Origin of the sequence: Bifidobacterium adolescentis ATCC 15703 (genome assembly GCF_000010425.1) — a bacterium.
Classification (GTDB): domain Bacteria; phylum Actinomycetota; class Actinomycetes; order Actinomycetales; family Bifidobacteriaceae; genus Bifidobacterium; species Bifidobacterium adolescentis.
On record NC_008618.1, the window covers coordinates 468207 to 491993 of the forward strand.

General features: G+C 61.0%; 20 protein-coding genes and 2 tRNA genes. 12 read left to right on the forward strand and 10 right to left on the reverse strand.

What is annotated here, in order from left to right; translation table 11 throughout:
- Nucleotides 1-3: 3 nt before the first annotated feature.
- Nucleotides 4-1917, forward strand: coding sequence for a PspC domain-containing protein (locus BAD_RS01975; RefSeq protein WP_231837102.1), 1914 nt, complete (start codon nucleotides 4-6; stop codon nucleotides 1915-1917).
- The gene (locus BAD_RS01980) at nucleotides 1914-2528 is read left to right on the forward strand and encodes a hypothetical protein (protein ID WP_003808200.1); all 615 of its coding nucleotides are present in this window, start codon (nucleotides 1914-1916) and stop codon (nucleotides 2526-2528) included. The genes BAD_RS01975 and BAD_RS01980 overlap by 4 nt, the downstream gene beginning before the upstream one ends.
- Here BAD_RS01980 and BAD_RS01985 read toward each other — a convergent pair.
- The 3 genes from BAD_RS01985 to BAD_RS01995 form a co-directional block, all read right to left on the reverse strand.
- A complete protein-coding gene (locus BAD_RS01985; protein WP_070105418.1) occupies nucleotides 2487-4235 on the reverse strand; it encodes an alpha/beta hydrolase family protein in 1749 nt (582 codons plus the stop codon). The genes BAD_RS01980 and BAD_RS01985 overlap by 42 nt on opposite strands.
- A gap of 434 nt (nucleotides 4236-4669) precedes the next feature.
- Complete coding sequence (locus tag BAD_RS01990) at nucleotides 4670-5824, reverse strand: MFS transporter (protein WP_011742854.1); 1155 nt, start codon at nucleotides 5822-5824, stop codon at nucleotides 4670-4672.
- Between the two features lie 161 nt (nucleotides 5825-5985).
- Nucleotides 5986-6059: transfer RNA gene (locus BAD_RS01995), tRNA-Pro, on the reverse strand.
- A gap of 95 nt (nucleotides 6060-6154) precedes the next feature.
- Between BAD_RS01995 and lysS the strand changes: the two genes are divergently transcribed.
- The 3 genes from lysS (at nucleotide 6155) to BAD_RS02010 (ending at nucleotide 9929) form a co-directional block, all read left to right on the forward strand.
- Nucleotides 6155-7834, forward strand: coding sequence for a lysine--tRNA ligase (gene lysS / locus BAD_RS02000; protein ID WP_041777247.1), 1680 nt, complete (start codon nucleotides 6155-6157; stop codon nucleotides 7832-7834).
- A 168-nt stretch (nucleotides 7835-8002) separates the two neighbouring features.
- Entirely contained in the window at nucleotides 8003-9085 is a 1083-nt protein-coding gene (gene menA, locus BAD_RS02005) for a 1,4-dihydroxy-2-naphthoate octaprenyltransferase (RefSeq protein ID WP_041777248.1), read from the forward strand.
- 103 nt (nucleotides 9086-9188) lie between these two features.
- Nucleotides 9189-9929, forward strand: coding sequence for a phosphoglyceromutase (locus BAD_RS02010; RefSeq protein ID WP_003808215.1), 741 nt, complete (start codon nucleotides 9189-9191; stop codon nucleotides 9927-9929).
- 226 nt (nucleotides 9930-10155) lie between these two features.
- Here BAD_RS02010 and BAD_RS02015 read toward each other — a convergent pair whose 3' ends face one another.
- Together BAD_RS02015 and phoU are read right to left on the reverse strand one after the other, a co-directional pair.
- Nucleotides 10156-12036 carry an oleate hydratase gene (locus BAD_RS02015; protein WP_041777249.1) on the reverse strand — a complete coding sequence of 627 codons (1881 nt, stop codon included), beginning with the start codon at nucleotides 12034-12036 and terminating at the stop codon, nucleotides 10156-10158.
- Nucleotides 12037-12357: 321 nt separating this feature from the next.
- Nucleotides 12358-13038, reverse strand: a complete 681-nt coding sequence (gene phoU, locus BAD_RS02020; protein ID WP_041777250.1) for a phosphate signaling complex protein PhoU — start codon at nucleotides 13036-13038, stop codon at nucleotides 12358-12360.
- Between the two features lie 112 nt (nucleotides 13039-13150).
- Here phoU and BAD_RS02025 point away from each other — a divergent pair, with 112 nt between their 5' ends.
- Nucleotides 13151-14410, forward strand: coding sequence for a sensor histidine kinase (locus BAD_RS02025; protein WP_011742860.1), 1260 nt, complete (start codon nucleotides 13151-13153; stop codon nucleotides 14408-14410).
- Between the two features lie 120 nt (nucleotides 14411-14530).
- On the opposite strand, the gene BAD_RS02030 is transcribed toward BAD_RS02025, so the two are convergent.
- Complete coding sequence (locus BAD_RS02030) at nucleotides 14531-14785, reverse strand: DUF2530 domain-containing protein (protein ID WP_003808222.1); 255 nt, start codon at nucleotides 14783-14785, stop codon at nucleotides 14531-14533.
- A gap of 26 nt (nucleotides 14786-14811) precedes the next feature.
- Entirely contained in the window at nucleotides 14812-15954 is a 1143-nt protein-coding gene (serC, locus tag BAD_RS02035) for a phosphoserine transaminase (RefSeq protein ID WP_011743007.1), read from the reverse strand.
- A 206-nt stretch (nucleotides 15955-16160) separates the two neighbouring features.
- Between serC and BAD_RS02040 the strand changes: the two genes are divergently transcribed.
- From BAD_RS02040 to BAD_RS02050, 3 genes are all read left to right on the forward strand, one after another.
- Complete coding sequence (locus BAD_RS02040; protein ID WP_011743008.1) at nucleotides 16161-17093, forward strand: CHAP domain-containing protein; 933 nt, start codon at nucleotides 16161-16163, stop codon at nucleotides 17091-17093.
- Nucleotides 17094-17155: 62 nt separating this feature from the next.
- Complete coding sequence (locus tag BAD_RS02045; RefSeq protein ID WP_003808229.1) at nucleotides 17156-17905, forward strand: C40 family peptidase; 750 nt, start codon at nucleotides 17156-17158, stop codon at nucleotides 17903-17905.
- A 161-nt stretch (nucleotides 17906-18066) separates the two neighbouring features.
- The gene (locus BAD_RS02050; protein WP_041777251.1) at nucleotides 18067-19101 is read left to right on the forward strand and encodes a universal stress protein; all 1035 of its coding nucleotides are present in this window, start codon (nucleotides 18067-18069) and stop codon (nucleotides 19099-19101) included.
- Nucleotides 19102-19204: 103 nt separating this feature from the next.
- Here the strand turns inward: BAD_RS02050 and BAD_RS02055 are convergent, their stop codons facing one another.
- Nucleotides 19205-19618 carry an OsmC family protein gene (locus BAD_RS02055; RefSeq protein WP_003808235.1) on the reverse strand — a complete coding sequence of 138 codons (414 nt, stop codon included), beginning with the start codon at nucleotides 19616-19618 and terminating at the stop codon, nucleotides 19205-19207.
- 256 nt (nucleotides 19619-19874) lie between these two features.
- Between BAD_RS02055 and BAD_RS02060 the strand changes: the two genes are divergently transcribed.
- From BAD_RS02060 to BAD_RS02070, 3 genes are all read left to right on the forward strand, one after another.
- The gene (locus BAD_RS02060) at nucleotides 19875-20747 is read left to right on the forward strand and encodes a thymidylate synthase (RefSeq protein ID WP_041777252.1); all 873 of its coding nucleotides are present in this window, start codon (nucleotides 19875-19877) and stop codon (nucleotides 20745-20747) included.
- A gap of 78 nt (nucleotides 20748-20825) precedes the next feature.
- The gene (locus BAD_RS02065; RefSeq protein ID WP_003808238.1) at nucleotides 20826-21491 is read left to right on the forward strand and encodes a dihydrofolate reductase; all 666 of its coding nucleotides are present in this window, start codon (nucleotides 20826-20828) and stop codon (nucleotides 21489-21491) included.
- 6 nt (nucleotides 21492-21497) lie between these two features.
- Nucleotides 21498-22001 (forward strand): low molecular weight protein-tyrosine-phosphatase, encoded by a 504-nt coding sequence (locus BAD_RS02070; RefSeq protein WP_011743012.1) that lies wholly within the window; start codon nucleotides 21498-21500, stop codon nucleotides 21999-22001.
- Between the two features lie 454 nt (nucleotides 22002-22455).
- Here BAD_RS02070 and BAD_RS02075 read toward each other — a convergent pair.
- Nucleotides 22456-22532, reverse strand: a tRNA-Asp gene (locus BAD_RS02075).
- Between the two features lie 127 nt (nucleotides 22533-22659).
- Nucleotides 22660-23670, reverse strand: a complete 1011-nt coding sequence (gene galE, locus BAD_RS02080; RefSeq protein WP_033499272.1) for a UDP-glucose 4-epimerase GalE — start codon at nucleotides 23668-23670, stop codon at nucleotides 22660-22662.
- Between the last annotated feature and the right edge of the window lie 117 nt (nucleotides 23671-23787).

Genomic DNA, 23787 nt, shown 5'->3' on the forward strand with positions numbered 1-23787 from the left:
GATATGAGCAACGCAAACAACAATCCGCAAGGCGGCAGTGCCGCTGGTTCTGCCGAACCGCAATCGCAGCCACGGCCGCCGATGTATCAGCCGCAGCCGAATCGCGGCAATCGATTCTTCGCATGGATCCGCTCCAGCCGGATCACGCGCGGCCGCAACCGGTGGATCGCAGGCGTGTGCGACGGCGTGGCGCGCCGCTTGGGATGGAACGCCACCCTGGTCCGCGCGCTGGTGATTCTCACCTCGCTACTGTTCGGCGCCGGAGCGGCGTTCTACGCATTGGCTTGGTTCCTGCTACCGGACGAGACGGATGGCCGGATCCTGTGCGAGGAGCTGGTCAACGGCCATTGGGATTGGAACTGCGCGGGCGCGCTGGTATGCGCCGCGGTGGCGCTGTGCCTGCCCGGCGCCGGATGGCTGGCGTTCGGCGTGGCCGTGCTGGTGTTCTGGCTGCTGGTGAACCGCCAGTCGTATGCGGCGAGCTGGCAGCCGCCGCAGCAGGGCGGATCGTGGCCTGGGCAGCCTGCTCAGCCCGTTCAGCCGGGACGGCCGGTGCGGCCTGCGCAATCGCAATATATGCCGCAGCCGATGTCCACGAACACGGCCACCACTGCAAACATGCCCGGCACGCCAGGCCAGCCGATGCCGCAGCCGACGTGTCCCGCGCCTTCCGGCTACCAGCAGTACGCGCGTCCCGTCCAATCGCTATACCAGACGTTTCAGCAGCCGGTGAACCCGCCTGCAGCGTTTGCCACGGCCAATGTGCCGCCGACCTTCACCGTTCCGCCGACGGTGGCGGCGCCGCAGTCGAAACGCGCCCGCCGCAAGCCAGCCGGACCGCTGCTGGTACTGGTGACGCTTGGCTTGGCATTGCTGGCGATCGCCGGATCTGGCTGGTACGCCATTACGATGCCGGTTGATTGGGATTACGCCTTGCGCGTGCTGCGTCTCGCCACACTGTGCTGCGGCGGCATCTGCCTGGGAATCGGCGTGGTGATCGTCGTGCTTGGTTGCATGGGCCGTCGCACCGGCGGCCTGCATCCGCTGGCATGGTGCGCGGCGTTCATGGCCGTGGTGATGACGTTCTGCACGAGTGCGGTGGCATGGGAAAGCCGCGATTGGATGATGTCGAATGACTACCACCGCACGACGGTCTCCGGCATCGTGACATGGAGCGACACCAGCGACGCCCAGATGAAACGATACGAACAGGGACTGGTGGTGGTCGGCAAGAACTACGCCAACGATGTGCTCGACATCGATTTGAGCGGATATCCGGCAGCGCATGGCAAGCACAAGGTCAAGCTCAACGACGGCACGTACGGCGAAAGCTCATGTCCGACAGGGAAGCTGAATCTGGTGGTGGTGAACGCCCAGGTGGTGGTCACGCTGCCGGACGGATGCCAGTGGTCGGTCAGCGATCCGGACGACGGCTACACCAACGTCACGGATTACATAGGAGGGCCGGACGGGATTACGTTCTTCAACGGCACGGGCTTCATGGGCCTGTCCCTCGACGAGAACGATGATTCGGGACTCGGCCATCATGGCGTAAACAAGGGCGTTCCGGCGCTCAACGGCACCACCGATTTCGACGATTCCGGCGATGATGATGCGGGCGATGCCGGTTCGGATACGGAGAACGATTCGCAGGATTCGGTATACGCCGGCACGGATCTCGACAAGGCATTCAAAACGATCTACGAGAACAAGTGGTATTGGCCGTCGATCGATTCGGACAAGGCTCCGGAGGAACCGGATCTGTATGTCAACGTCGATGGAACGGTCGGCGGCAGTGTCACCATGCAGTACACGTCCGACAGCAAGCTGCCAGTGGGAACGACGGGCGGCCAATCGCATGGCAGCGTCGATGGAAAGAACGTCGGGAAAAGCGCCAGCGGAAAGGAAACGAAATGAGTGACGAGAAAACCCGTGAAGTGCCGTTGACCGACGTCATGGGAATCGCGGAGGTCTCGGACGAGCCCACGGAAACCCTGCCGGCCGTCGACGATCCGGGCGAGGCGAAGACCGAATCGTTCCAGAAGCCGTTCGACGGCGGTCCGGAAGCGCAGAGGAAGTTCGAATCGCAGGACGAGGCCGAATCGCTGGAAACCTCCGGACAAGACATGCGCGGAAGCTTTGCGGGCCGTTCGGCACGTCCGACCGGTTCCGTCAAATCGGCTGATCCAGCCAAATCAGCCGAGCCGGTCGACCCCTCCAAGCAAGTGCGCATCGGCAAAACGGACGGCGAGCTGGTAATCCGCCCGTCCGGACCAAGCACCGGAACCATCGTGCTGGGCGTGTTCTTCTGCCTGATCGGCCTGATGTCCATGCTGTGCCTGCTGCCCATCGGCGCATGGCGGTGGATGCCGAATCCCTCGACGCTGTTCTTCTACGTGGTCGGCGGTCTCGGCGCGCTGCTGCTCATCATTTCCGTGGTCTGGGCCGTCGTCGCCGCGGTGCGTCTGCGCCGACGGGAACGCCAGTCAGCAGAACAGTCCCCAGAAAGCCAGCAGCGCCAACGATAGCGCCGCCGACACCACCACACACGTGGCCACGATGACATGGCCGGATCCGATGCATGCTTTTCCATCTTTTCCTATATCGCATCGGCTTCCGGCTGCGGCATCGTGGCCATTATTCATATCCGCATCGTCATCTATGCTTGCAATCGCGCGATTCCTAGCATGACGACGGCACGCGTCCACGATGATTTCCGCCAACAGCCAGGCGAACGCGACAAGGCTCAGCCATGTGAGCATGACGATGGCATGCCAGTTCTTGGCAAGCGCCGCCGAATTGTCGGTCAACGAGATCGCATCAATGATGACGGTGACCAGATACGCCAGGAACACGCCGGTCGTGCCGACGGCAAGGAGGGTGTTGAGCGCCAGTGCGACGCGCATGCCGACCGGGAATCGATGGTCGGTTATTGCGATTGGACGTGCCGCATTCGGTTGTGTGGATGGACCTGTCGGTGTGGTCGCATCCGTTGAAAACATTGAAGTCGAATCCGTTGGCTCCGCCGGTTCCGTCGAAGCCGAATCGTGCGATACCCGCCGTGACGCACGGCGCTCGCGCACCCAGCCGGCGATGAGCAGAATTGGCGCGCCGCACATCGCCAGCAGCGCGCAGAGCAGGCAAACCGCGATTGCGCCGACAATCACACCCATCGACTTCACCAGCGCGGGCGGGGTCTTCAGCGGTGCCGCGACCGTCTGATTCGGCTGCGTTCCGGCGATCATCGGCGTTGCCCAGCCGTTCGCACCCGTGCCGCTCGTCACCGCGTTGATCCAATCCTCCAGATCGTGCGTGTAATGCGGTTCCAACGGCAGTCCCGGAACCGTCTGATTCGAACCGGTTCGAAGCTGATGGTTCGCGTCATAATACCGCAGCGTCACATTCGTATTGCCAGCCTGGTTTGCGGCTTTGATCAGCAGCCGCGCGCCCTGTTCGACCGGCATGGCTGTGTCCTTGACGCCATAGTTGATAAGCAGCGGCATGGTAAGCGATGTGCGGTATTTGGCCGCGTCGAAATCCGCATAGGCGAGTCCCATGCGTTGTGTGCCAAGGCTGGTGATGCGCGGAATAAGCTGCTTGACGGCATCGGGTGCGCCCGCGGCGGTCAGATAATTGGTGGCTGCGAGCGTCATCTGCTGACGGCCCGAAACGACCGGGGGAGAGGTGAGGATGGCGAAGGCAAGATCCGGATGCTGTTGCGTCAGCACGGTGGCGATCCATGTGCCTTCCGATTCGGCGTAGATGCCGGTTTCCGATCTGCTCACGCCCGGCCATTTTCTCAGGATTTCCAGCGATTTCGCATAGTCGTGCGCGCTGGACACGTAGTCGCGGTGCAGCATGGTGTAGTTGTCGAGCCGCTTGTCCGGCACGAGAGTGGTGATGCCGGCCGACGCCATCGCGTTCGCCACGTCGCCGAACGCCTCCGACGATTTGCCGGTGCCCGAACCGTGCAGGAACAGGCATGCGGGATGATCTGCCGGCGCGTCGAGCGGCTCGCGAACGATGGCATTCACGGTTTTGCTGCCGTCCAACGCGACCGTGATATGCGTTTCCTTGGTGCGGTACGCGCCCTCCTGCGGGGTTTTGAGCACGGCACCTGTGGCCTGGTCAACGGCTTGGATAGCGGTATTGGTCGTGGTGAGCGTGATATGGTCCGTGAACGGCTCGACCTGCCATTTCGGCGCCATCGCATTGCCGAGCGCGCATAGGACCATGGTCAGAAGAAGCGCCAGCGCGGTAGTCGCCGCGCAGGTGACGAGAATTCGTTTCACAATGCTTCGCACGGTACGCCACTCTAGTCGTATTCGGCGTACGTGGCGCGGAAAACACGGAATCATGGGGAATCCGCGGAACGATCGCAATTCCTGCGCCGCGAGTCAATGCTCCCGTGCCGTAAAACAATACGAAATCAGGGGAAAATCGCAATAATCCCCTCCACAATCCACCTGTGGATATGTGGAAACCCGTCGGTTTCGCCGCACCTTTCCGCCAAACCGACGCTGAGCGTCCTCCAGCCGTCGGTTTGATATTGCGATTTCCGCCAAACCGACGCTTAGGCCCTCCTCAGCGTCGGTCTCGCGGATTGGGGGCGATGGGATCGACGCTGAGATGGGATTTGGGGGAGAAGGATGGGAAGGTTGGGATGGGGCTAGGCGCGGGCTTCGTAGCGACGGGTGTAGAGCACCAGCAGGATGACGGCGAGCAGGCTGATCGGCGCGCCTGCGATGCCGGTGAAATGGTAATTCATCGCCGTCGCGGTCAGTGCCGCTCCGCCGACGATGGAACCGATCGCATTGCCGAAATTGAAGGCGATTTGTACGGCGGCACCGGCAATCAGCTCGCCGCCGCCTTCGCCCGCCTGCACCATCAGCAGTTGCTGTGGCGATGAATTGAAGAACAGCGCGAAACCGATGATGAACGTCAGCAACGCGGTGGTCGCATGATTACCAGGCAACAGGAAGACCAGCAACAGTCCGCACAAGGCGATGCCGTGCGATAGCGCCGCGGTCGCGCCCGCCTTCCACAGGTCGGTCAGCCTGCCGCCCACGATGCCGCCGACCACCATGCCGAGGCCGGCGAGCACCATCAGCATCGGCACCATCGTCGCCGACCATCCGCCGGTTTTCTGCAACCACGGCGACACGTAGCTCCACCAGCAGAAGATGCCCGAATTGCCGAAGAACACGGCCAGCAGAATCAGCCACGGGCCGGGATGGGTGAGGAAGCGGAACTGCCCCTTGATGCCGGCGTCCTTGATCGGATCGATGGACGGCACCCACGAAATCACCACGACGATCGTCATAAGCGCCCAGGCGGCCAGAATCGCAAACGCCAGCCGCCAGGACATCGCCTCGGCGAGCAACGTTCCCGCGGGCACGCCCAGCATGTTGGCCACCGTCTGGCCCATCACCATCATGGACACGGATTGCGCCTCCTTGCCCTTGTCGGCAAGCGTTTTGGCGATCAGCGTGGCCGTGCCGAAGAACGCGCCATGCGGCAGGCCGGAAATGAAACGCGCCACCAGCAGCATCGGCGAGCAGAAGGAGACGGCGCTGAGCGTGTTGCCGACCAACGCGATGGCCATGAACAGGATGATGAGATGCTTCGGCGGCACCTTGCGGCCGAACACCAGGATCAGTGTGCCGACACACACGCCGATGGCGTATGCGGAGATGTAATGGCCGGCCGCGGGAATGCTGACATGCATGGCGGTGGCCGTCTGGGGCAGGATGCCCATCATCACGAATTCGGCGGCGCCGAGGATGAAGGCGCCGGAGGCCAGCGCCAGAATGCTTCTCTTCATGGGGATTCCTTATTTTGGATTGTCCGCCGAACCAGCACTTGGATGGTGCCAAGCGTCGGTTCGATATTGCGATTCCCGCGAAACCGACGGTGAGACGGTGCCAAGCGTCGGTTTGATGGAAAGGCAAAGAAAAAGGCGGAACCGAAGTTCCGCCTTAGTTGTCGGGCTGGCGGGATTTGAACCCGCGGCCTCTTCGTCCCGAACGAAGCGCGCTACCAAGCTGCGCTACAGCCCGTTTGGCAACAGTTGGATATATTACACGATTGGGCGCTGTATGCAAGGTCGGCGTGTCGCGTGTTGTGTAGTGGCTTCTCGGTACACTTGGGGCTTATGACTGAGACCAACGAATCCCAAGAGAATCAGAACGAAGAAGAGGCCGCAGTTCCCACCATGACCACGGTGGAACGCGCCGAAATGCTGCTGCAGCAGGATGCTGCGATTCGCGCCAAGATCAACGGCGGCGCCGCGCTGGACGAGGCCGTGGACCCGTCCAATAAGGAATTCGGCCCGCTGGCCCACCCGGAACAGGTGCAGATGCGTGTGGCCAAGCGCGCCATGATGCTTAAGGAAGGCATCCAGCCGTACCCGGTGACCCTTGACGTCACCGCCACCATCGAAGAGGTCCGCGCCAAGTATGACGGCAAGCTCGAAGCGGGCGACGAGACCGGGGACGTGGTCGGCATCGCCGGCCGTGTGCTGTTCCTGCGCAACGCGGGCGGCCTATGCTTCGTGCAGCTGTCCGCCGGCGATGGCACCAAAATCCAGGGCATGATCTCCAAGAAGGAGATCGGTGCCGACTCCCTGAAGCAGTTCAAGCAGCTGGTCGATTTGGGCGACCACCTGTTCATCAAGGGCCGCGTGATCGCCTCCAAGACCGGCGAACTGTCCGTATTCGCCACCGAATGGGCCATCGCCGCCAAGGCATTGCAGCCGCTGCCGGCCCTGCACAAGGAGCTCAACGAGGACACCCGCACCCGCAAGCCGTACATCGGCATGATCGCGGACGAGAAGATCCGCAACATGGTGCGCAACCGTTCCAAGGCCGTCGCCTCCCTGCGCAAGACCTTCGCCGACCATGACTTCCTCGAGGTCGAAACCCCGATGCTGCAGACCGTGCACGGCGGTGCCGCGGCTCGTCCGTTCACCACGCACATGAACGCCTTCGACCTTGACCTCTACCTGCGCATCGCGCCGGAACTGTTCCTCAAGCGTTGCCTCGTCGGCGGCATCGACCGCGTGTTCGAAATCAACCGCGACTTCCGCAACGAGGGCGTCGACGCCACCCACGCGCCGGAATTCACCATGGTCGAGGCCTACCAGGCCTACGGCAACTACGACACCATCGGCGCGCTCGTCAAGCAGCTCGTGCAGGACACCGCCATGGACGTGTTCGGCAGCCACAAGGTGACCCTGCTGGACGGCACCGAATACGACTTCGGCGGCGAATGGAAGACCATCAGCATGTACGACTCCCTCTCCGAGGCCCTGGGCGAGGAAATCGTGCCGAACGGCGGCCCGGACAACCCCGGCACCTCCGTGGAGCACCTGGGCGAGATCGCCGACAAACTCGGCGTGGAACGCGACGACGTGGAGAACCACGGCAAGCTCGTCGAACACCTGTGGGAGCACTTCTACGAGGACAAGCTGTACGAGCCGACCTTCGTGCGCGACTTCCCAGTCGAGACCTCCCCGCTGGTCAAGGGCCACCGCTCCAAGGCCGGCGTGGTCGAGAAGTGGGATCTGTACGTGCGCGGCTTCGAGCTGGCCACCGGCTACTCCGAGCTCAACGACCCGGTCGTGCAGCGTGAACGTTTCGTGGCCCAGGCCAAGGATGCGCTCGCCGGCGATGAGGAAGCCTGCGACATCGACGAGGACTTCCTGGAGGCCCTCGGCGTGGGCATGCCTCCGGCAGGCGGCATGGGTATGGGCATCGACCGACTGCTCATCGCACTGACCGGCGCCACCATCCGCGAGACCATCACCTTCCCGCTTGTGAAGCCGCTGAACTGAGGCGGAGCCTCAGTTCAATATTCGGCTTCACGCGAGGCGGTCGAAGAGGAAGCCCTGTGGGCTTCCGTGCCGCCGGAGCCATCCTTAAAAAATAAAAGAGCAATTACTAAAGGGCGTTCCCAATACGGGAGCGCCCTTTTGCATACCCTCGCACACCCAACATCTAACATGAGATTCATGGAAATATCGACTTGGATTCGCGGCGCTCGCCTGAAAACCCTGCCGCTGGCGATCGCCCCAGTGGTTATCGGGGCCACGCTGTCGTGGCGGGGCGTGTTTCTTTACTCGCAGGGTGGCGATATATGGCATGAGCCGTGTCCGTTCTTCGGCGGGCAGCATGACTTGAGCGAATTGAAATTCGGCTCGCTGGTCGGCGAATGCCAGCGTTCCGCAGGCTGGTTCATCTTGGTGGCGGTACTGTGCGGTTGCGTGGCGTTGTTCCTGCAGGTCGCCGCGAATTTCGCGAACGACTATTCCGACGGCATACGTGGCACTGACGAGGGGCGTGCCGTCGATTCCGCACGGTCATTTGCAAAAACACCATCCGCGGAATCGACTTCGACTCCGGAAATGCTTCCGGCATCGCAGCCCCAGCATGGCCCCGCCCGTCTCGTCGCGTCCGGCGTGAGTCCAAAGAAAGTACTTGCCGTGGCCGGAATCAACGCGCTGATCGCCTGCCTGTGCGGTCTGGCTGTCGTTACATTGACCGGCTACTGGTGGTTCATCCTGGTCGGTATCGCCTGTCTCGTGGCCGGCTGGTGCTACGTCGGCGGCAAACACCCCTATGGCTACCACTATTTGGGTGAGATATTCGTTTTCATCTTTTTCGGGCTCGTCGCCGCCTGCGGCACGATGTTCGCCCTGGCCGGCACAATCTCGACCGAAGGCATGCTCGGCGGCGCCAACGTCGGCCTCATCGCCGTCGCGGTCCTGTGCGTCAACAACCTACGCGACGTCGAAACCGACCGCACGCACGGCAAGCACACATGGATGACCGCTTTGGGCCGGCGCAACGGCACGGTTTTTGCGATTGCGCTGCTGTCCGTCGCCGTGCTGTTGCTCGCCGCTTATATACTGCTGCTGTCGACGCCTGCGATGCCGACAATCGCAATACTGGCGGTCACGTGCGCGATGTGCGCTGCCGCCGCCGTCGCGATCGCAAGAAAAAAATACGGCGAGGCGCTGCCGCTGTGCACGTTCTCCTCACTGGCGCTCGCCGTAACGTACGTGTGTTGCGTGGTGTTTGCCTAGCGCTGCAACGACAGTGCAACGAAATGAAAATTGTTGCAAAACGTGGGGCGTCAATCGTCGGAAACGGCTTGTTTTGGGTGTGCCAAGCGGTAGACTTGCAAGCATGACTTACAAACTAGTACTGCTCCGTCACGGACAGAGCGCATGGAATAAAACCAATCAGTTCACCGGCTGGGTCGACGTCCCGCTGACCGAGCAGGGTGTCGAGGAAGCCAAGAACGGCGGCCGCCTGCTCAAGGAGAAGAACGTCCTGCCTGACATCGTCTTCACCTCGATGCTGCGTCGCGCCATCAACACCGCCAACGTCGCGCTGGACGAGGCCGATCGCCTGTGGATTCCGGTCAAGCGCAGCTGGCGTCTGAACGAGCGTCACTACGGCGCCCTGCAGGGCAAGAACAAGACCGAGATCCGTCAGGAGTACGGTGACGAGAAGTTCATGCTGTGGCGTCGTTCCTACGCCACACCGCCGCCGGAGATCGATCCGAACGACGAGTACGCGCAGAACAACGATCCGCGCTACACCGGCGATCCGGTTCCGGAAGCCGAGTGCCTGGCCGACGTGGTCAAGCGCGTTGAGCCGTACTTCAAGTCCGACATCGAGCCGGAGCTGAAGGCTGGCAAGACCGTTCTGATCGCCGCTCACGGCAACTCCCTGCGCGCCATCGTGAAGATGCTGGACAACCTCTCCGAAGAGGAGATCGCCAAGGTCAACATCCCGACCGCAATGCCGCTGCTGTACGAGCTGGACGAGAACTTCAAGCCGATCAAGCCGCGTGGCGAGTACCTGGATCCGGAAGCCGCCGCTGCCGGTGCTGCCGCCGTCGCCGCTCAGGGCCAGAAGTGAGTTTGTTGCGATTGGGCGCGTGAATAGTCGCGGCTGATCGCATGAAACACATACGAAAAGGTGGGAACCTGTATACCGTAGGTTCCCATCTTTCGTTATTGCCGGCGCCTTTGTCGGTAAGTCTTTTTCACGTTGTATCTGCGTTTTGCTGATGTCGCCTTGCCTGCGCGGCTCGGCGGGTGCCGTGCGGCGCAGGCAAGGCGGACAAAACGGAATCGCAAGAACGTCAGATCACGCCGTATTCCTTGAGCAATGTCGGAATATCAGTGGAATCCAGCTTCTTCACGATCTGTTTCAACACGCCCCTTTCGATGGGGTTGAGCTTCATATCGGTGATCGGTTTGCCGTCTCGCAGCATCACCGTGGCGTTGAGCAGGTTGCGCACGTCGTAGACCGAACCCCACACCTCCGGCACGCCGCGGTCCACGTCGCACAGCGTGTACACGGCCTCCATGCCGGTGCGCATCGAATATTCGGTGGTGAAGATCGTGTCGCGCGGCGTCTCCGCGAATTGGCCGAGGAATGCGAAATTCACCGCGCCATCCGGCACCACATCGGGGCGGTCGCCGGCGGAACGCGGCATGAAGAAGGCATCGATGTACGGCATCATCACCGGAACCGTGTTGGCGTGGTTCTTCGCCAAGTCGGCGATTTTGTCGGTCGGCACGCCCATGTGGTACAGCCATTCCTCGCAGATCTCCTCGCCGGTGCAATCCTGCATCGGCTTCTTCACATAGTTGCCGGGCTTGTCGGGGAACAGACCATACACCCATACGCACAGCTGGTCCTTCGGCTGGTCTCGGAACTGCTGCTGGCGATTCAGCGTCCAGCTCATCAGCCAATTGGAATCCTCAACGGTGACGATGCCGCCGGTCACCACACGTCCGGAGAACGGATCGCGCTTGCAGATCTTCTGGATGTATGGCGGAATCTCGCCGTCCAACGTGGTGACGGTGGCGCTCATCCACTTCGAATGCTCCGGGTCGGAGCAGAACACGTCCGGATGTCCGAAGCTCGGATCCTGCGCCGCGATGCGACGCCACATATCCCAACCGCCGCCGGGCTTGATCTCCGGAGCCCACGCGGCCGGCTCGGTCTGCGAACCCATCGAGGAGTTCTCCACGCAGCCGCCATTGGTGATGAACACCAGATCGTTCTCGCCCAAATCGATGCTGCGGGTCGTGCCATCCGCCTTGGTCAGGTCGATGCGCGTGGCCATCTTCTTGGTCGGCGAGCTGAACGGATTGCGCGGATACGCGCCGTATTCGGCCTGCTTCCTCAAAATCGTGTCCTGCCCGGTGCCGGTGCGCTGGCGTACGGGACCCATGCCGCCGCCAATCGCGAAATCGACGTTCTCCACCTTCACGTTGTAGTGGAACTGCACGCCGAAGCCTTCCAGATACTTGATCATCGGCAGAATCATCGACTCGTACTGGTTGTAGCGGGTGAACCGCAACGCGCTGAAGTCCGGCAGTCCGCCGATATGGTGGATGTAGCGGCGGATGTACAGCTTCATCTCCAACGCGCTATGCCAGTTCTCGAAGGCGAACATGGTGCGCCAGTACATCCAGAAGTTCGTATCGAACACCTCATCGTCGAAGAAGTCGGAGATCTTCTTGCCGTATAGTTCCTCGTTCGGTGTGAAGAACAGCTCCATGATCTCCATCGACGCCTTGTCGGACAGCGCGAACTTGCCGTTCGTGCCGCCGTCCACGCCGCGCGCCTTGGTGGAACGGCACAGCGAATAGTTCGGATCGTCCTTGTTGAGCCAGTAGTATTCGTCCAACACGGACACGCCATCCGTTTCGATGGACGGGATGGAACGGAACAGGTCCCACATCACCTCGAAATGGTTGTCCATCTCGCGGCCGCCACGCATCACATAGCCGACGCCAGGAATGTTCGCGCCATCGCAGGCACCGCCCGGAACCGGGTCCTTCTCGAATACGTGGATGTGGTCGCCGGGCATCTGCGCGTCACGCACCAGATAGCAGGCGGCGGACAGCGCTGCAAGACCCGTGCCGATGATGTAGGCGTTCTTATCGTCGATTCCCTCGGGCTTCCTTGGCCGGGCGAACGCTTCGTAATTGCCGTTGGAATAGTACATGACTTCCTCCTTTGGATGCCGCTGGGCACTATTGTGCCGCGTCGTGGGACACAAGTATACGGGCATGAACTGGACGCGATGTCTAGTTTTTACGACTATCGGAGGAATTTCGCTTATAGGTGGCGGATTGCGCCTGCATGCGAAAGTGATTTTGCCTATATGTGGCAGATTTCTTTTGGAAAAGGATGTTCGGTGGCGGGATTTTTACCCCCTTATGATGTTTTTGGCCGAGGTCATCTGCCACATATAAGCGAGATGGGTGGCTTCCAAACGGAAACCACCCATCTCGTCAAGGAAAATGCAAGAAGAGGTGAGGAACCCTCAGTCGATGTCGGTGCCTTCGTCGCGGGTCGGCTCCTTGGACGGGTCGAAACCGGAGACGATGAACATCACGCGGCGGGCCGCGGAAACGGCGTGATCGCCGAGACGCTCCATGAAGCGGCCGATCAGGACCACGTCGATGAGCTGCTGGTTGGTGCCCTTCCAATCCTCGGACTGGGCCAGTTCGAAGGTCTTCTTGTGCAGAGCGTCGAGCTTGTCGTCGTTGAGAATGATCTGCTCGGCGGTCTTGGTGTCGCGGTCGGTAAGCATGGAAACCACCTGGTCGGCCACATTGTCAAGGAACGCCTGCATTTCGGCGAACAGCGGCTGGGCATCGGCCGGCAGCGGGGAAGCAGGATAGGTGCGGCGGGCCGCTTCGGCGATGTGACGGGCCAGATCGCCCATGCGCTCGAACGTTGCGGCCAGACGCAGGGTGGAGACGACCACGCGCAGATCGGTGGCCACCGGGTTCTGCTTGGCCAGCAGCTTCACGCACTGGTCGATGACGCTGGATTCGAGGGCATCGATTTCGATGTCGCCGTCGATGACGGCCTGGGCGGCTTCAAGATTCTGGTTCAGCAACGCGTCGCCGGCACCATTGATTGCCTTGCGAACGTCTTGCGCCATGCGGTCGAGGTCATCGGCGACTGCCTTGAGCTCTTCATTGAAGATAACGCGCATATGCTTGCCTTTCAAATGCTTCACGTATGTCAATATCGGGTTCGGATATAACCTCTCTCAAGTGTATTAGGGAAGTGGCGGATTCGCACGTGACGGACGTGTTGTTCCGCCAATGTTCACCGGCACGTTCACCCTGCGTTCACGAAAATCGCGCCACGACCATTCATCGGGGAACGTCAGGGTGTGCGAGAATGAAGACATGTTTGAATCCGTAGGCACGTGGTGGCGCAATCTGACACATCGCCATGGTGACGATCGCAACAATGATGATACTTTGGACGACGCGACGAACACGTTGCTGTCCATACTGCCGCTGGCCTCCATCGTGGTCGACGAGCATGACGAGGTGATACGCGCGCATCCGGACGCCTACGCCCTTGGCGTGGTGCGGGACGACGCCATCGCCGATGACACCGTGGCAAGCGCGGTGCACGAGGTCCGTGCCCACGGCGGCAAGAAGCAGTTCAGCCTGACCACGACCACGTTGCATGAGCCGAAGAAGGCTCCGAAAGCAGGGAAGCCAACCATGCGGGAGGTTGCCAAACAGGCGTTGATCGGCCAATCGCCGGACAAGCCGGTGACCACGGTGTCCCGCCCGAACTGGCTGAAGGTGATCGTAGGCAGGCTCAACGAACGCTTTGTGGTGGTGCTGGTTTCCGACGTGAGCGAAACCGTCCGTTTCTCCCAGATCCGTGATTCCTTCATCACCAACGTTTCGGAGCAGCTCCTCAAGCCGACGCAGTCGCTGGAGGAGCTTGCGGACGCGTTGGAACATGACTCGGACAATAAGGCCGCGATTGAGGGGAACACCGTAAAACTGCGCCAATCCTGCGCTCGCATGGAACATATGGTGTCCGACCTGCTGCTGCTTATCAAGGCGCAGGAACCGATTCTGCCGACGGCGAGCAACCGTATCAACGTCATGGAACAGGTGAAAACCGTCGTCGACGCGCATCGCGACATGGCGCAACGGCGCGGCATCGACATTGAAATCGATGGCGACGAATCACTGGACATCAACGGGGAAGGCGAGCAGATTCAGGCCGCGGTCGCAAAGCTGCTCGAAAACGCCATCGCCTATTCACCGGACGGCAAGGGCATAACCGTATCCGTCAAGCCGAACGAGGACGGCACCAAAGTGCTGCTCAGCGTGCTTGACCGTGGTTGCGGCATTGCGCAGAAGGAGCAAAGCCGTATTTTCGAACGGTTCTACCGTGGCGGCAACCAGAATGGGCATTCCGAGGAAGGCATCGGTTTGGGTCTTGCCATCGTCAAGCATGTGGCGTTGACCCACCATGGCTCCGCTTCGGTGTGGAGCGCTCCGGGACAGGGCAGCACGTTTACGTTGGGGCTGCCGGTCGCCAGAAATTAGCGGCGATTGCAGAGCGTTGGGACACGCCATATACGGCAAAGGGCCGCTTCCGCAGGTTGGTGCGGAAGCGACCCAATGTTGTTACCGGTTATTTCGCGATTGGCTGAACCGCCGGTCGGGTTATTCGCCAAGACGGCGGTAGTCCCACCGGTCGAAATGCTCCCAAACCAGCATGAGCACGCCGATCACCGTGCCGGCGGCGCACATGGTCTGCAATCGTTCGACATTGATGCCGAAGGCCAGCAGAATCATGCAGATCACCAAGGCGATGGCCCATAATGCGGTGCCGAACGTGAACACCTTCCGCAGGTCGACGCGCACCGGTTTGGGGGAGGGTTTGCGCACGCTTGGGTCGATAATCGGAGCAAATTTCATACCGTTACCTTACCTCGGTGCGCGCGTCACAGGTGCTCGGCCACGTAATCGACGCACTTCGTAAGCGCCTCGACGTCGCTCGGCTCCACGGACGGAAACACGCCGATGCGCAGCTGGTTGCGGCCGAGCTTGCGGTAGCCGTTGGTGTCCACAATGCCGTTCTCGCGCAACGCGGCGACCACTTGGGAAGCGTTGATGCTCTCGTCAAGGTCGATGGTGACCACGGCGTTGGAACGTGCGTTTTCGTCGGAAACGAACGGCTGCGCGTAATCGGACTTCTCCGCCCACTGGTACAGCAGCGACGCGGAACGTGCGCAACGCGCCGTGGCCCAGGCGAGGCCGCCATTGTCGTTAAGCCAGCGCACCTGGTTCTCCAGCATGACCAGCGTGGCCACGGCGGGCGTGTTCAGCGTCTGGTCCTTACGGGAGTTCTCGATGGCGGAGGTCAGGGACAGGAACGGAGGAATCCAGCGTCGCGCGCCCGGCAGGCTGACGCTTTTAGCGATGCCGTAGGCGCGGTCGATCGCAGCCGGGGAAAGCACGGCGATCCACAGGCCGCCGTCAGAGCCGAACGCCTTCTGCGGGGAGAAGTAGTAGGCGTCGGTCTGGCTGATATCCACGTTCAGCGCGCCGGCGCCGCTCGTGGCATCGATCAGAGTCAGCGCGCCCTGCTCCTTGGAACCTTCGACACGCTTGACCGGGGCCGCCACGCCAGTGGACGTTTCGTTGTGCGCCCAGCAGTAAGCGTCCACATATTCGGTGAGCTCCGGCAGGCGATACGTGCCCGGTTTGCCCGCGAAGATCTCCGGATCCTCAAGGAACGGCGCGGATTGCGCGGACTTGGCGAATTTCGCGCTGAAGGAGCCGTACGTGCCGAACGCCGCCTTGCGGGTGATAAGTGACGCGCAGGCGATGTCCCAGAACGCGCTGGCGCCGCCGTTGCCCAGCACGACCTCATAGCCGTCGGGAATCTGGAAGAAATTCGACAGGCCTTCGCGGATGGAGCCGACCACCTGCTTGACCGGGGTCTGGCGGTGCGAGGTGCCCAGAAGATTGCGCGCGCCCGCGTCGAGCGCCTGGACTTGCTCCGGACGGATTTTGCTCGGCCCCGAGCCGAAACGTCCATCCTCCGGAAGCATGTTGGTAGGAATGTTCACAGTGTTCGTCATGTCATCCAAGGGTAGTCAGAAGGTCGGATTGCGCGTTGATATGGCCGTTTTCCGGACGTTCCTCCACCCGTGGCGAATTATTTGCGCAAGGACGGGGTCTTGATGATAATCCCTATGTCGGTGTACCCTTACCCTTGTGACGGTTCTGTAACCGTGCGCGGTCATAAGCTGCGACGGTTTCGCAATCCGCAAGGAGTGATTAATATATGAGGCATGCGGCGCATAAAGCTGCCAAGGTTTCGCACGCGCAATTCAGCCTATCCAAGGCGTTGTTCACGGCGAACCGGGGCTCCCATACCGCTAAGGCCGTGCGAATGGCACAGCTGGCGGAAGGCGGCGCCGTAGTCGGACTCGCTCCGGAAGTCGTGGATAAGCTGAATGAAGTGGCTCCAATGAGCCGCCGTACCATGCGTGAGGCCGCCAAAGCCGCTTCCCGCAAATCCGCGTTGGTGACCTCCGCTTCGTTGGCGGCGCTTGTCGGCACCGCGGCGACCGCGTTGGCGTTCAGCCAGCAGAACGCATCCCGACTGGTGCTTGCGGACGACGGTACCGAAACGTCCCAGATCAAACGTGTGTCCGATGGAGCGGCATCCCGTTCCGAAGGACGTACCGCCCTTAAGGAACTGGCTTCCACCAGCAACAACGGCGGTTGGCAGCTGGGAGACACCAGCGCCTCCATGGACGCCAGCCTGATGTCCAAGTCCATCGCCGACAATCCGAACGTCGCCGTCCTGATGGACCAAGACAGCAGCGCCTTACCGGCTAACTTCAATCCGAACCATGCCACCGGAGACGTCGGCAACGCCTACGAGTTCAGCCAGTGCACGTGGTGGGTGTATGTGCGCCGCCATCAGCTCGGTCTGCCTGCAGGCTCCCACATGGGCAACGGCTGCCAGTGGGCCGATTCGGCCCGCGCCTTGGGCTATTGGGTTGATAACACGCCGCGCCATGTCGGCGACATCATCGTGTTCGCCGCAGGCCAGGAAGGTTCCGACTCGTATTACGGCCACGTCGCCATCGTTGAGAAAATCAACGACGACGGCTCGATCGTGACCTCTGAATCCGGCGCCTCCCTCAATGGCGGCACGTATTCCCGCACGCTCACGAACGTGGGCGATTTCCAGTATATTCACTACTGAGTTTCCCTACCGACGACCGTGCCCCTTTTCTTGTAAGAGGGATGCTGTAAGCTAAGGATTCGATGAAGCATATTAAGCATTGTTCCGTGATTGCTGCGCTCGCCGCGGCCGCTCTTACTTTCGCCGGGGTGGCACCTGCCGCGCTGGCAGCCAATGATGGCGCCACGCAAGATGCTGTCGTTGCTACCCGTTCGTTCCCGAAGACCAACGCCGTGAAGAAGAACATCCTCGCGGAGGCATCGTCCACCCAGGTCGAATCCGATTCCGACTGGGGCGGTGTGGAAAGCCTGAACGTTCCCCAAACCAAATCTCAAGCCGAAAAAGACGCCGAAGCCGCCGCAGCGGCAGCGGAACAGCAGCGTCAGCAGCAGGCCCAGGCTCAAGCACAGGCCCAAGCCGCTTCTCGTTCCGCCGCTCGAAGCGACCTCAGCAGCAGCGGTTCCTTCACCGTGACGCCGCCTGATGGGGCCAGCGTGTCCAGCCTGCTGACGTTCGCGAACCAGTTCGTCGGCAAGGTTCCGTATGTGTCCGGCGGCAATACCCCGTCCGGTTGGGATTGCTCCGGTTTCGTGCAGTATGTCTACGGCCAGATGGGCGTTTCCCTGCCGCATTACTCCGGTGCTCAGGCGACTGTGGGTCGCGCGGTTGGCAGCCTCGCCGACGCGCAGCCGGGAGACATCATCGCCAATGCGCAGCATGCCGCGATCTATGTCGGCAACGGCATGGTCATCAACTCCCAGCTGAACGGCACCCGCTACGATCCCATCGCATGGGTGTTCCCCAGCAGCTACAGCATTCGTCGAATCTTCTGAAGCTTTGACATTGAGCTAAGGGCGTATTTCCGTGAGGAATACGCCCTTTTGCTTTGTTATTTTCCGCGTCGTTACTTGAAAACCGCATGTCGCGCGGTATGGTGGAAGTCAGGTGCAACGCATAGTCGCGTTGCCGCAACCTGATTCAAGGGAGGTCGCTCATGATCAATGACAAGGCAATCCTCGTAGGTGTCGATGGATCCCACGCCAGCTACAAGGCGACATGGTGGGCAGCGAATTACGCGAAGCATGCGGGACTGACCCTGCAGATCGTCTGCGCATATTCGCTGCCAAGCTATGCGGCAGTGTCGTTCGATGCCACGTATACGGCCATGGGCGATGACAATGCCGCGCACAACGATGCGCAGGAGATTCTGTCGAAGGCCAAGGCCATCGCCGACGAGCAGGGCGTCGAGGCATCGACGTTGATCGTCACCGGAGATCCCGCATCCGTGTTCGTCGAACTGTCGCGCAACTACAACCTCATCGTCATTGGCAACCGCGGCAAGGGTGGTCTGGCCGAACGACTGCTCGGCACCACCAGCTCCAGCCTGCCGGCATACGCGTACTGCCCGATCGTCGTGGTGCCGTACACCGACGACGAAGGCAACCTGATGCACTTGAACAACACCATCACCAAGGTGGCAGTCGGCTCCGACGAATCCAAGTGGGGTCTGAAGGCGTTGGAGATCGCGGCCGCGTTCGCCGATTCGTGGGGCGCCGAACTGGACGTCATCTCCGCCGTGCCGAACATGAAGGGCTCTGAGGACGAAGGCGTCATGGCGTCCTTCCAGGAGGATCTGGATGTGCGCATCAAGCCGCTTGAAGCGGCATACCCGAGCCTCAAGATCAACAAGCAGATCGTGCCCGGCCCCGCAGCCGGCGCGCTGACCAAGGCCAGCTACGACCATGACGTCGTCGTGGTCGGCTCCCGCGGACGTGGCGGTTTCACCGGCCTGCTGCTCGGCTCCACCAGCCAGGGGCTGCTGCAGCATGCGGTCGGACCGGTCTACGTGGTGCCGCGCAAGTATGTGGAAGCCGCGGAGACCCGTCTCGACACCGTGCCGAGCTCGCCTGCCGACGTCACGCCGAAGGCGATCGACGACATCAAGGGCGTCGAGGAAGTGCCGGTCGACAAGGCCAAGCCGGAAGTGGTCGAAGCCATCGAAACGAAGATCGATCCGGACCGTCAGTGACGGTACGGCAAATCGACTGAAATCGATATAAAAACCGCATAGAAGAGGGTGGCTGCGATTCCAACGAATCGCAGCCACCCTCTAACTATGTGCGGTACGTGCCTCAGTGCTTGACGGTGACGTTCATACGCACCGGCGTCGGCTCGACGTACGTATGCTTGACCGTGCAGCCCTTCTCGATATGACGGCTGACGCGATCGGCGAGCTTTTCGGCGTCCTCGTCGCTCAAACCGGCGTCGGTGGCGTCGATGACCACCTGCTCGTCGAAACCGATGTAGGCGTCGGTATCGGCATCATACGTACCGTCCACCACGATCTTCGCGCCCTTGCCATCGCCCAGCGTATGCTCGACGGCGAACTGGCTGGACAGCGCGGCGCAACCGGCCAGCGCGACCTTCATCAGATCGCCCGGCGTGAACTGGCCACGGCCCTTGCCGAACTTGATGTGCGCGCCATCCTCGCTGAACGCGTCCCAGGAACCGTCCTTGTTGCGCTCTACCCACAGCCTCTTGCCCATGGAAACTCCTCATGTCCTGTGGCGCGCCGTTCGCGCCAATCCGTGATACCAATCTAGCGCATCGAAACGGACGTGGGGGAGTGCGTTCCGCAAGATGAAGCGATACGGTTTTGTGATTCGTTGCGATTGCGCTGGAGGCCGGCGGACGGCCGGGATGCGCGTTGGCGGCACACTCAAGGCCGTTCGGCCAAGCTTACGGCCTTACAACGCGCATCCCGGCCGTCCGCCTCCACGCCACCGGCTAAACTTGCCTATTATGGCTTTGACTTCCGAACAACTCGCAGACATTCGTACTCATATTCCCGCACGTCCGGAAACGGACATTCCCATGCCTTACGAGGATCTGGTACGCAAAATCCTTACGGAAGGCACACTGAAATCCGACCGCACGGGCACGGGCACTATTTCCCTGTTCGGCCAGCAGATGCGTTTCAATCTCAAAGACAGCTTCCCACTGCTCACCACGAAGACGGTGTTCTTCAAAGGCCTGGCCTACGAGCTGCTGTGGTTCCTCAAAGGCTCCACGAACGTACGTTGGCTGCAGGAGCACAACGTGCACATTTGGGACGAATGGGCCGACGAGAACGGCGATTTGGGGCCGGTCTACGGCGCGCAGTGGCGTAGCTGGCCGGCGCCGACGCCGGACGATCCGAACCGCACGATCGACCAGATCTCCAATGTGCTCGACCTGATCCGTAACCACCCCGATTCGCGCCGCATGGTGGTTTCCGCATGGAATCCGGCGGAAGTGGAGAATATGGCATTGCCGCCATGCCACGCCCTATTCCAGTTCTACGTGGCCGACGGCCGCCTGAGCTGCCAGCTGTACCAGCGTTCCTGCGACATATTCCTCGGCGTGCCGTTCAACATCGCCTCCTATTCGCTGCTCACCCTCATGATGGCCCAGCAGACGGGACTCGAGCCCGGCGAATTCGTTTGGACCGGCGGCGACTGCCACGTCTACGACAACCACATCGACCAGGTGTTGGAACAGCTGAGCCGTACGCCGTACCCGTATCCGCAGATCCGCATCAGGAAGGCCGATTCGCTGTTCGACTACGATTACAGCGATTTCGAAATCGTGAATTACCAGCATCATCCGACCATCAAGGCACCGGTGGCGGTCTGAGGTTGTTGCCGCCGTCTGGCGCGTCTGCGCCAGACGGTAGACTACTGACCCTAGTTCCGACTTCAAGGAGTGAGTGAAATGGAGCACGATAGTAGCCGCAGTGGCTATCACGAACCCGAGCCCGGACTTGCCGGGCGTGAAGACGAGGAGGATTGGGGCGACGATTTCCCCAAAACCTTCTCTGTGAATCTGATTTGGGCGCAGGCCTGTGACAAGGAAGGTCACGACGGTGCCATTGGATTCGAAGGCGGCATGCCATGGCATCTGCCTGAGGATATGAGGCATTTCACGGAGCTGACCGTCTCCCATCCGGTCATCATGGGCCGCAAGACGTGGGAGTCGCTAAGCCCGAAGTTCCGTCCGCTGCCCAACCGCGACAACATCGTCATCTCGCATGACCCGTCCTATTTCGCGCCGGGCGCCACCGTGGTGGATTCGCTGGATGACGCGTTGGATCTGGCCCGTCAGGAGGCCATTCCGGATGACGGCTTGGACCGCAGTGAAATCTGGGTCATCGGCGGAGCCAAAGTATTCGAGGAAGCGATGCCATTCGCCGACAAGGCGTATGTGACGCAGATCAGCATGCACGTGAACGCCGACACCTACGCGCCCGATATCCACGCATTGGTGGAATCCGGAGCATGGCGCGTGGCCGAGGAAGGCACGTGGCAGAAGGCGCGGAAAGGAAACGACCAAGTCGAAGGCTTCCGTTTCGTGACGTACGAAAGAAACCACGAGGAGTAACTTTTCATGTATACCGTGATGACCGTGTGCACGGGCAACATCTGCCGTTCACCCATGGCTGAAATCATTCTGCGCGCCGAATTCGAGCGCCGCGGCTTGGCTGACAAGGTCAACGTCGAATCCAGCGGCGTCAGCGACGAGGAATACGGCAATCCGATCGACCGCCGTGCCGTCAAGGTACTTAAGGAACGCGGCTACGAGCTGCCATCGCACCATTTCGCGCATCGCATCACGCGCGACGAAATCGAACGCACCGACCTGTTCCTGCCGATGACCGCCTCGCACATGCGCGCGCTGCTCCGTCAGCTGCCGCAAGCCAAGCGCAGCGAAGTGCACATGTACCGCAGCTTCGACCCGAATCTGCCGAAGCCGGCCGCGGGACGTGAGGACAGCATCGATCTGGTGGATCCGTGGTACGGTGGTCCGCGCGAATTCGAAGTGGCGATCGACCAAATCGAAGAGGTGGCGCCATATATCGTCGATTGGGTCGAACAGCAGTTGCAGAACTGATTTTTTATTGCGATTGCGGCATGCTTGATGGTTTCAAGCGTGCCGCTTTTGTTTTTTGCGATTTATTGCGATTTTTTTTTGGGGGGGGGGCTGGCTGTGTTGTGAAGTTGCGATTTTTCTGATGTTGCGGTGTTTGGTGGGATTGAATATACGGCGTTTTTGCGATGTTGCGATTGCGGGGTGTCCGGTGGAGGCCGGCATATGCGTTGCAAGGCACACTCAAGGCCGTTCGGCCGAGCTTACGGCCTTGCAACGCATATGCCGGCCTCCACCTCGTTTTTATTGGCAGGTTGCGATGTTGCTTCGTTCTGTGGGTAAGTTGCGTTTTTTGATTTTTGTGGGGCGCCTCGTTTTTGTGGGCAAGTTATGTCTTGACGGTTGGGAAGCGTGGATTGGCGTGGGAGGGGAGAGTGAGGGTAAAAGAAAAACCCCGGCGGATTGGGCTGGGGTTTGGTGGCGACCACGGCCGGACTTGAACCGGTGACCTCCGCCGTGACAGGGCGGCGCTCTAACCAACTGAGCTACGCGGCCGTTGTTTCAGTCTTGCGACTGACAACAGATAGAAATACTACGACAAAATCGCAATTATGCAAAACTGCGGCGTGTCACGGTGTGTTGGGCGTGGCGCGCCGCGGTTTCGCGGGAAAGGAGACGAATCTCAGTCGGTCTGCTTCCAGGTGTCGACGTCGATGTGGTGCTCCGGGTTGGCCTGCCATGCGTCCCAAGCGGACTTCACAATGTCCTCGACATTGTACTTGGCGTGCCAGCCCATCTCCTCGTTGATGCGCTTCGGGGAGCCGATCAGGTGCGGCGGATCACCGGCGCGGCGGCCCATGACGGTCTCCTTGAACGGCAGACCGGTGACCTTCTTGACCTCATCGACGATCTGGCGCACGGAGGTGCCCTCGCCGGTGCCGACGTTGAACGCGTCATACTTTCGCTCGTCGCGGTCCAGATACTTCAGCGCGGCGATATGCGCGTCGGCCAGATCGGACACGTGGATGTAGTCGCGCACGCAGGTGCCGTCCGGAGTCGGGTAGTCGTCGCCGAAGATCGCCGGGGCCTTGCCCTTCTTCAGACGGTCGAACAGCATCGGGATGAGGTTCAGGATAGCCGGATCCTCAAGTTCCACCGGGCCGCAGCCGGCCACGTTGAAGTAACGCAGGCCGCAGAAGCGGATGCCATACGGTTCCTCGCAGGCGCGGGCCATCCACTCGCCGAACAGCTTGGTCTGGCCGTACGGGTTGATCGGCAGCATCGGCACGACGTCTTCCGGCACCACATCGACCGGCGGCACGCCGTAGGTGGCGGCGGAGGAGGAGAAGACGAGCTTCTTGGCGCCGGAATCGCGCATGCCGATCAGCACGTTGAGCATGCCGTTGAGGTTCTGCTGGTAGTACCACAGCGGCTTCTCGACGGATTCGCCGACCTGCTTGCGGGCCGCGAAATGAATCACGGAATCGACGCCTTCGGCCTTCATGATCTCCGCGAGGCGCTCGCCGGCGCCCGGAGCGGCGATGTCCATGCCGTACAGGCGGGAGCCTTCGATGCGGGTGGGCTTGCCGTAGCTCAGATCGTCGACGACGACAACCTTTTCGCCGGCCTGATGAAGTGCGTGAACGACGTGGGCGCCGATGTATCCGCACCCACCAGTGACGAGAACTGTCATGTTCTGGCCTTTCCTTCGAATGAGCAGTGAAATGCAACAGTTGGTGAAAATGTCAACCATTGTTCACTTTTGCTCAGGTTTGTTACCTTTTGAACAATTTGAGTATAACACGTGAAC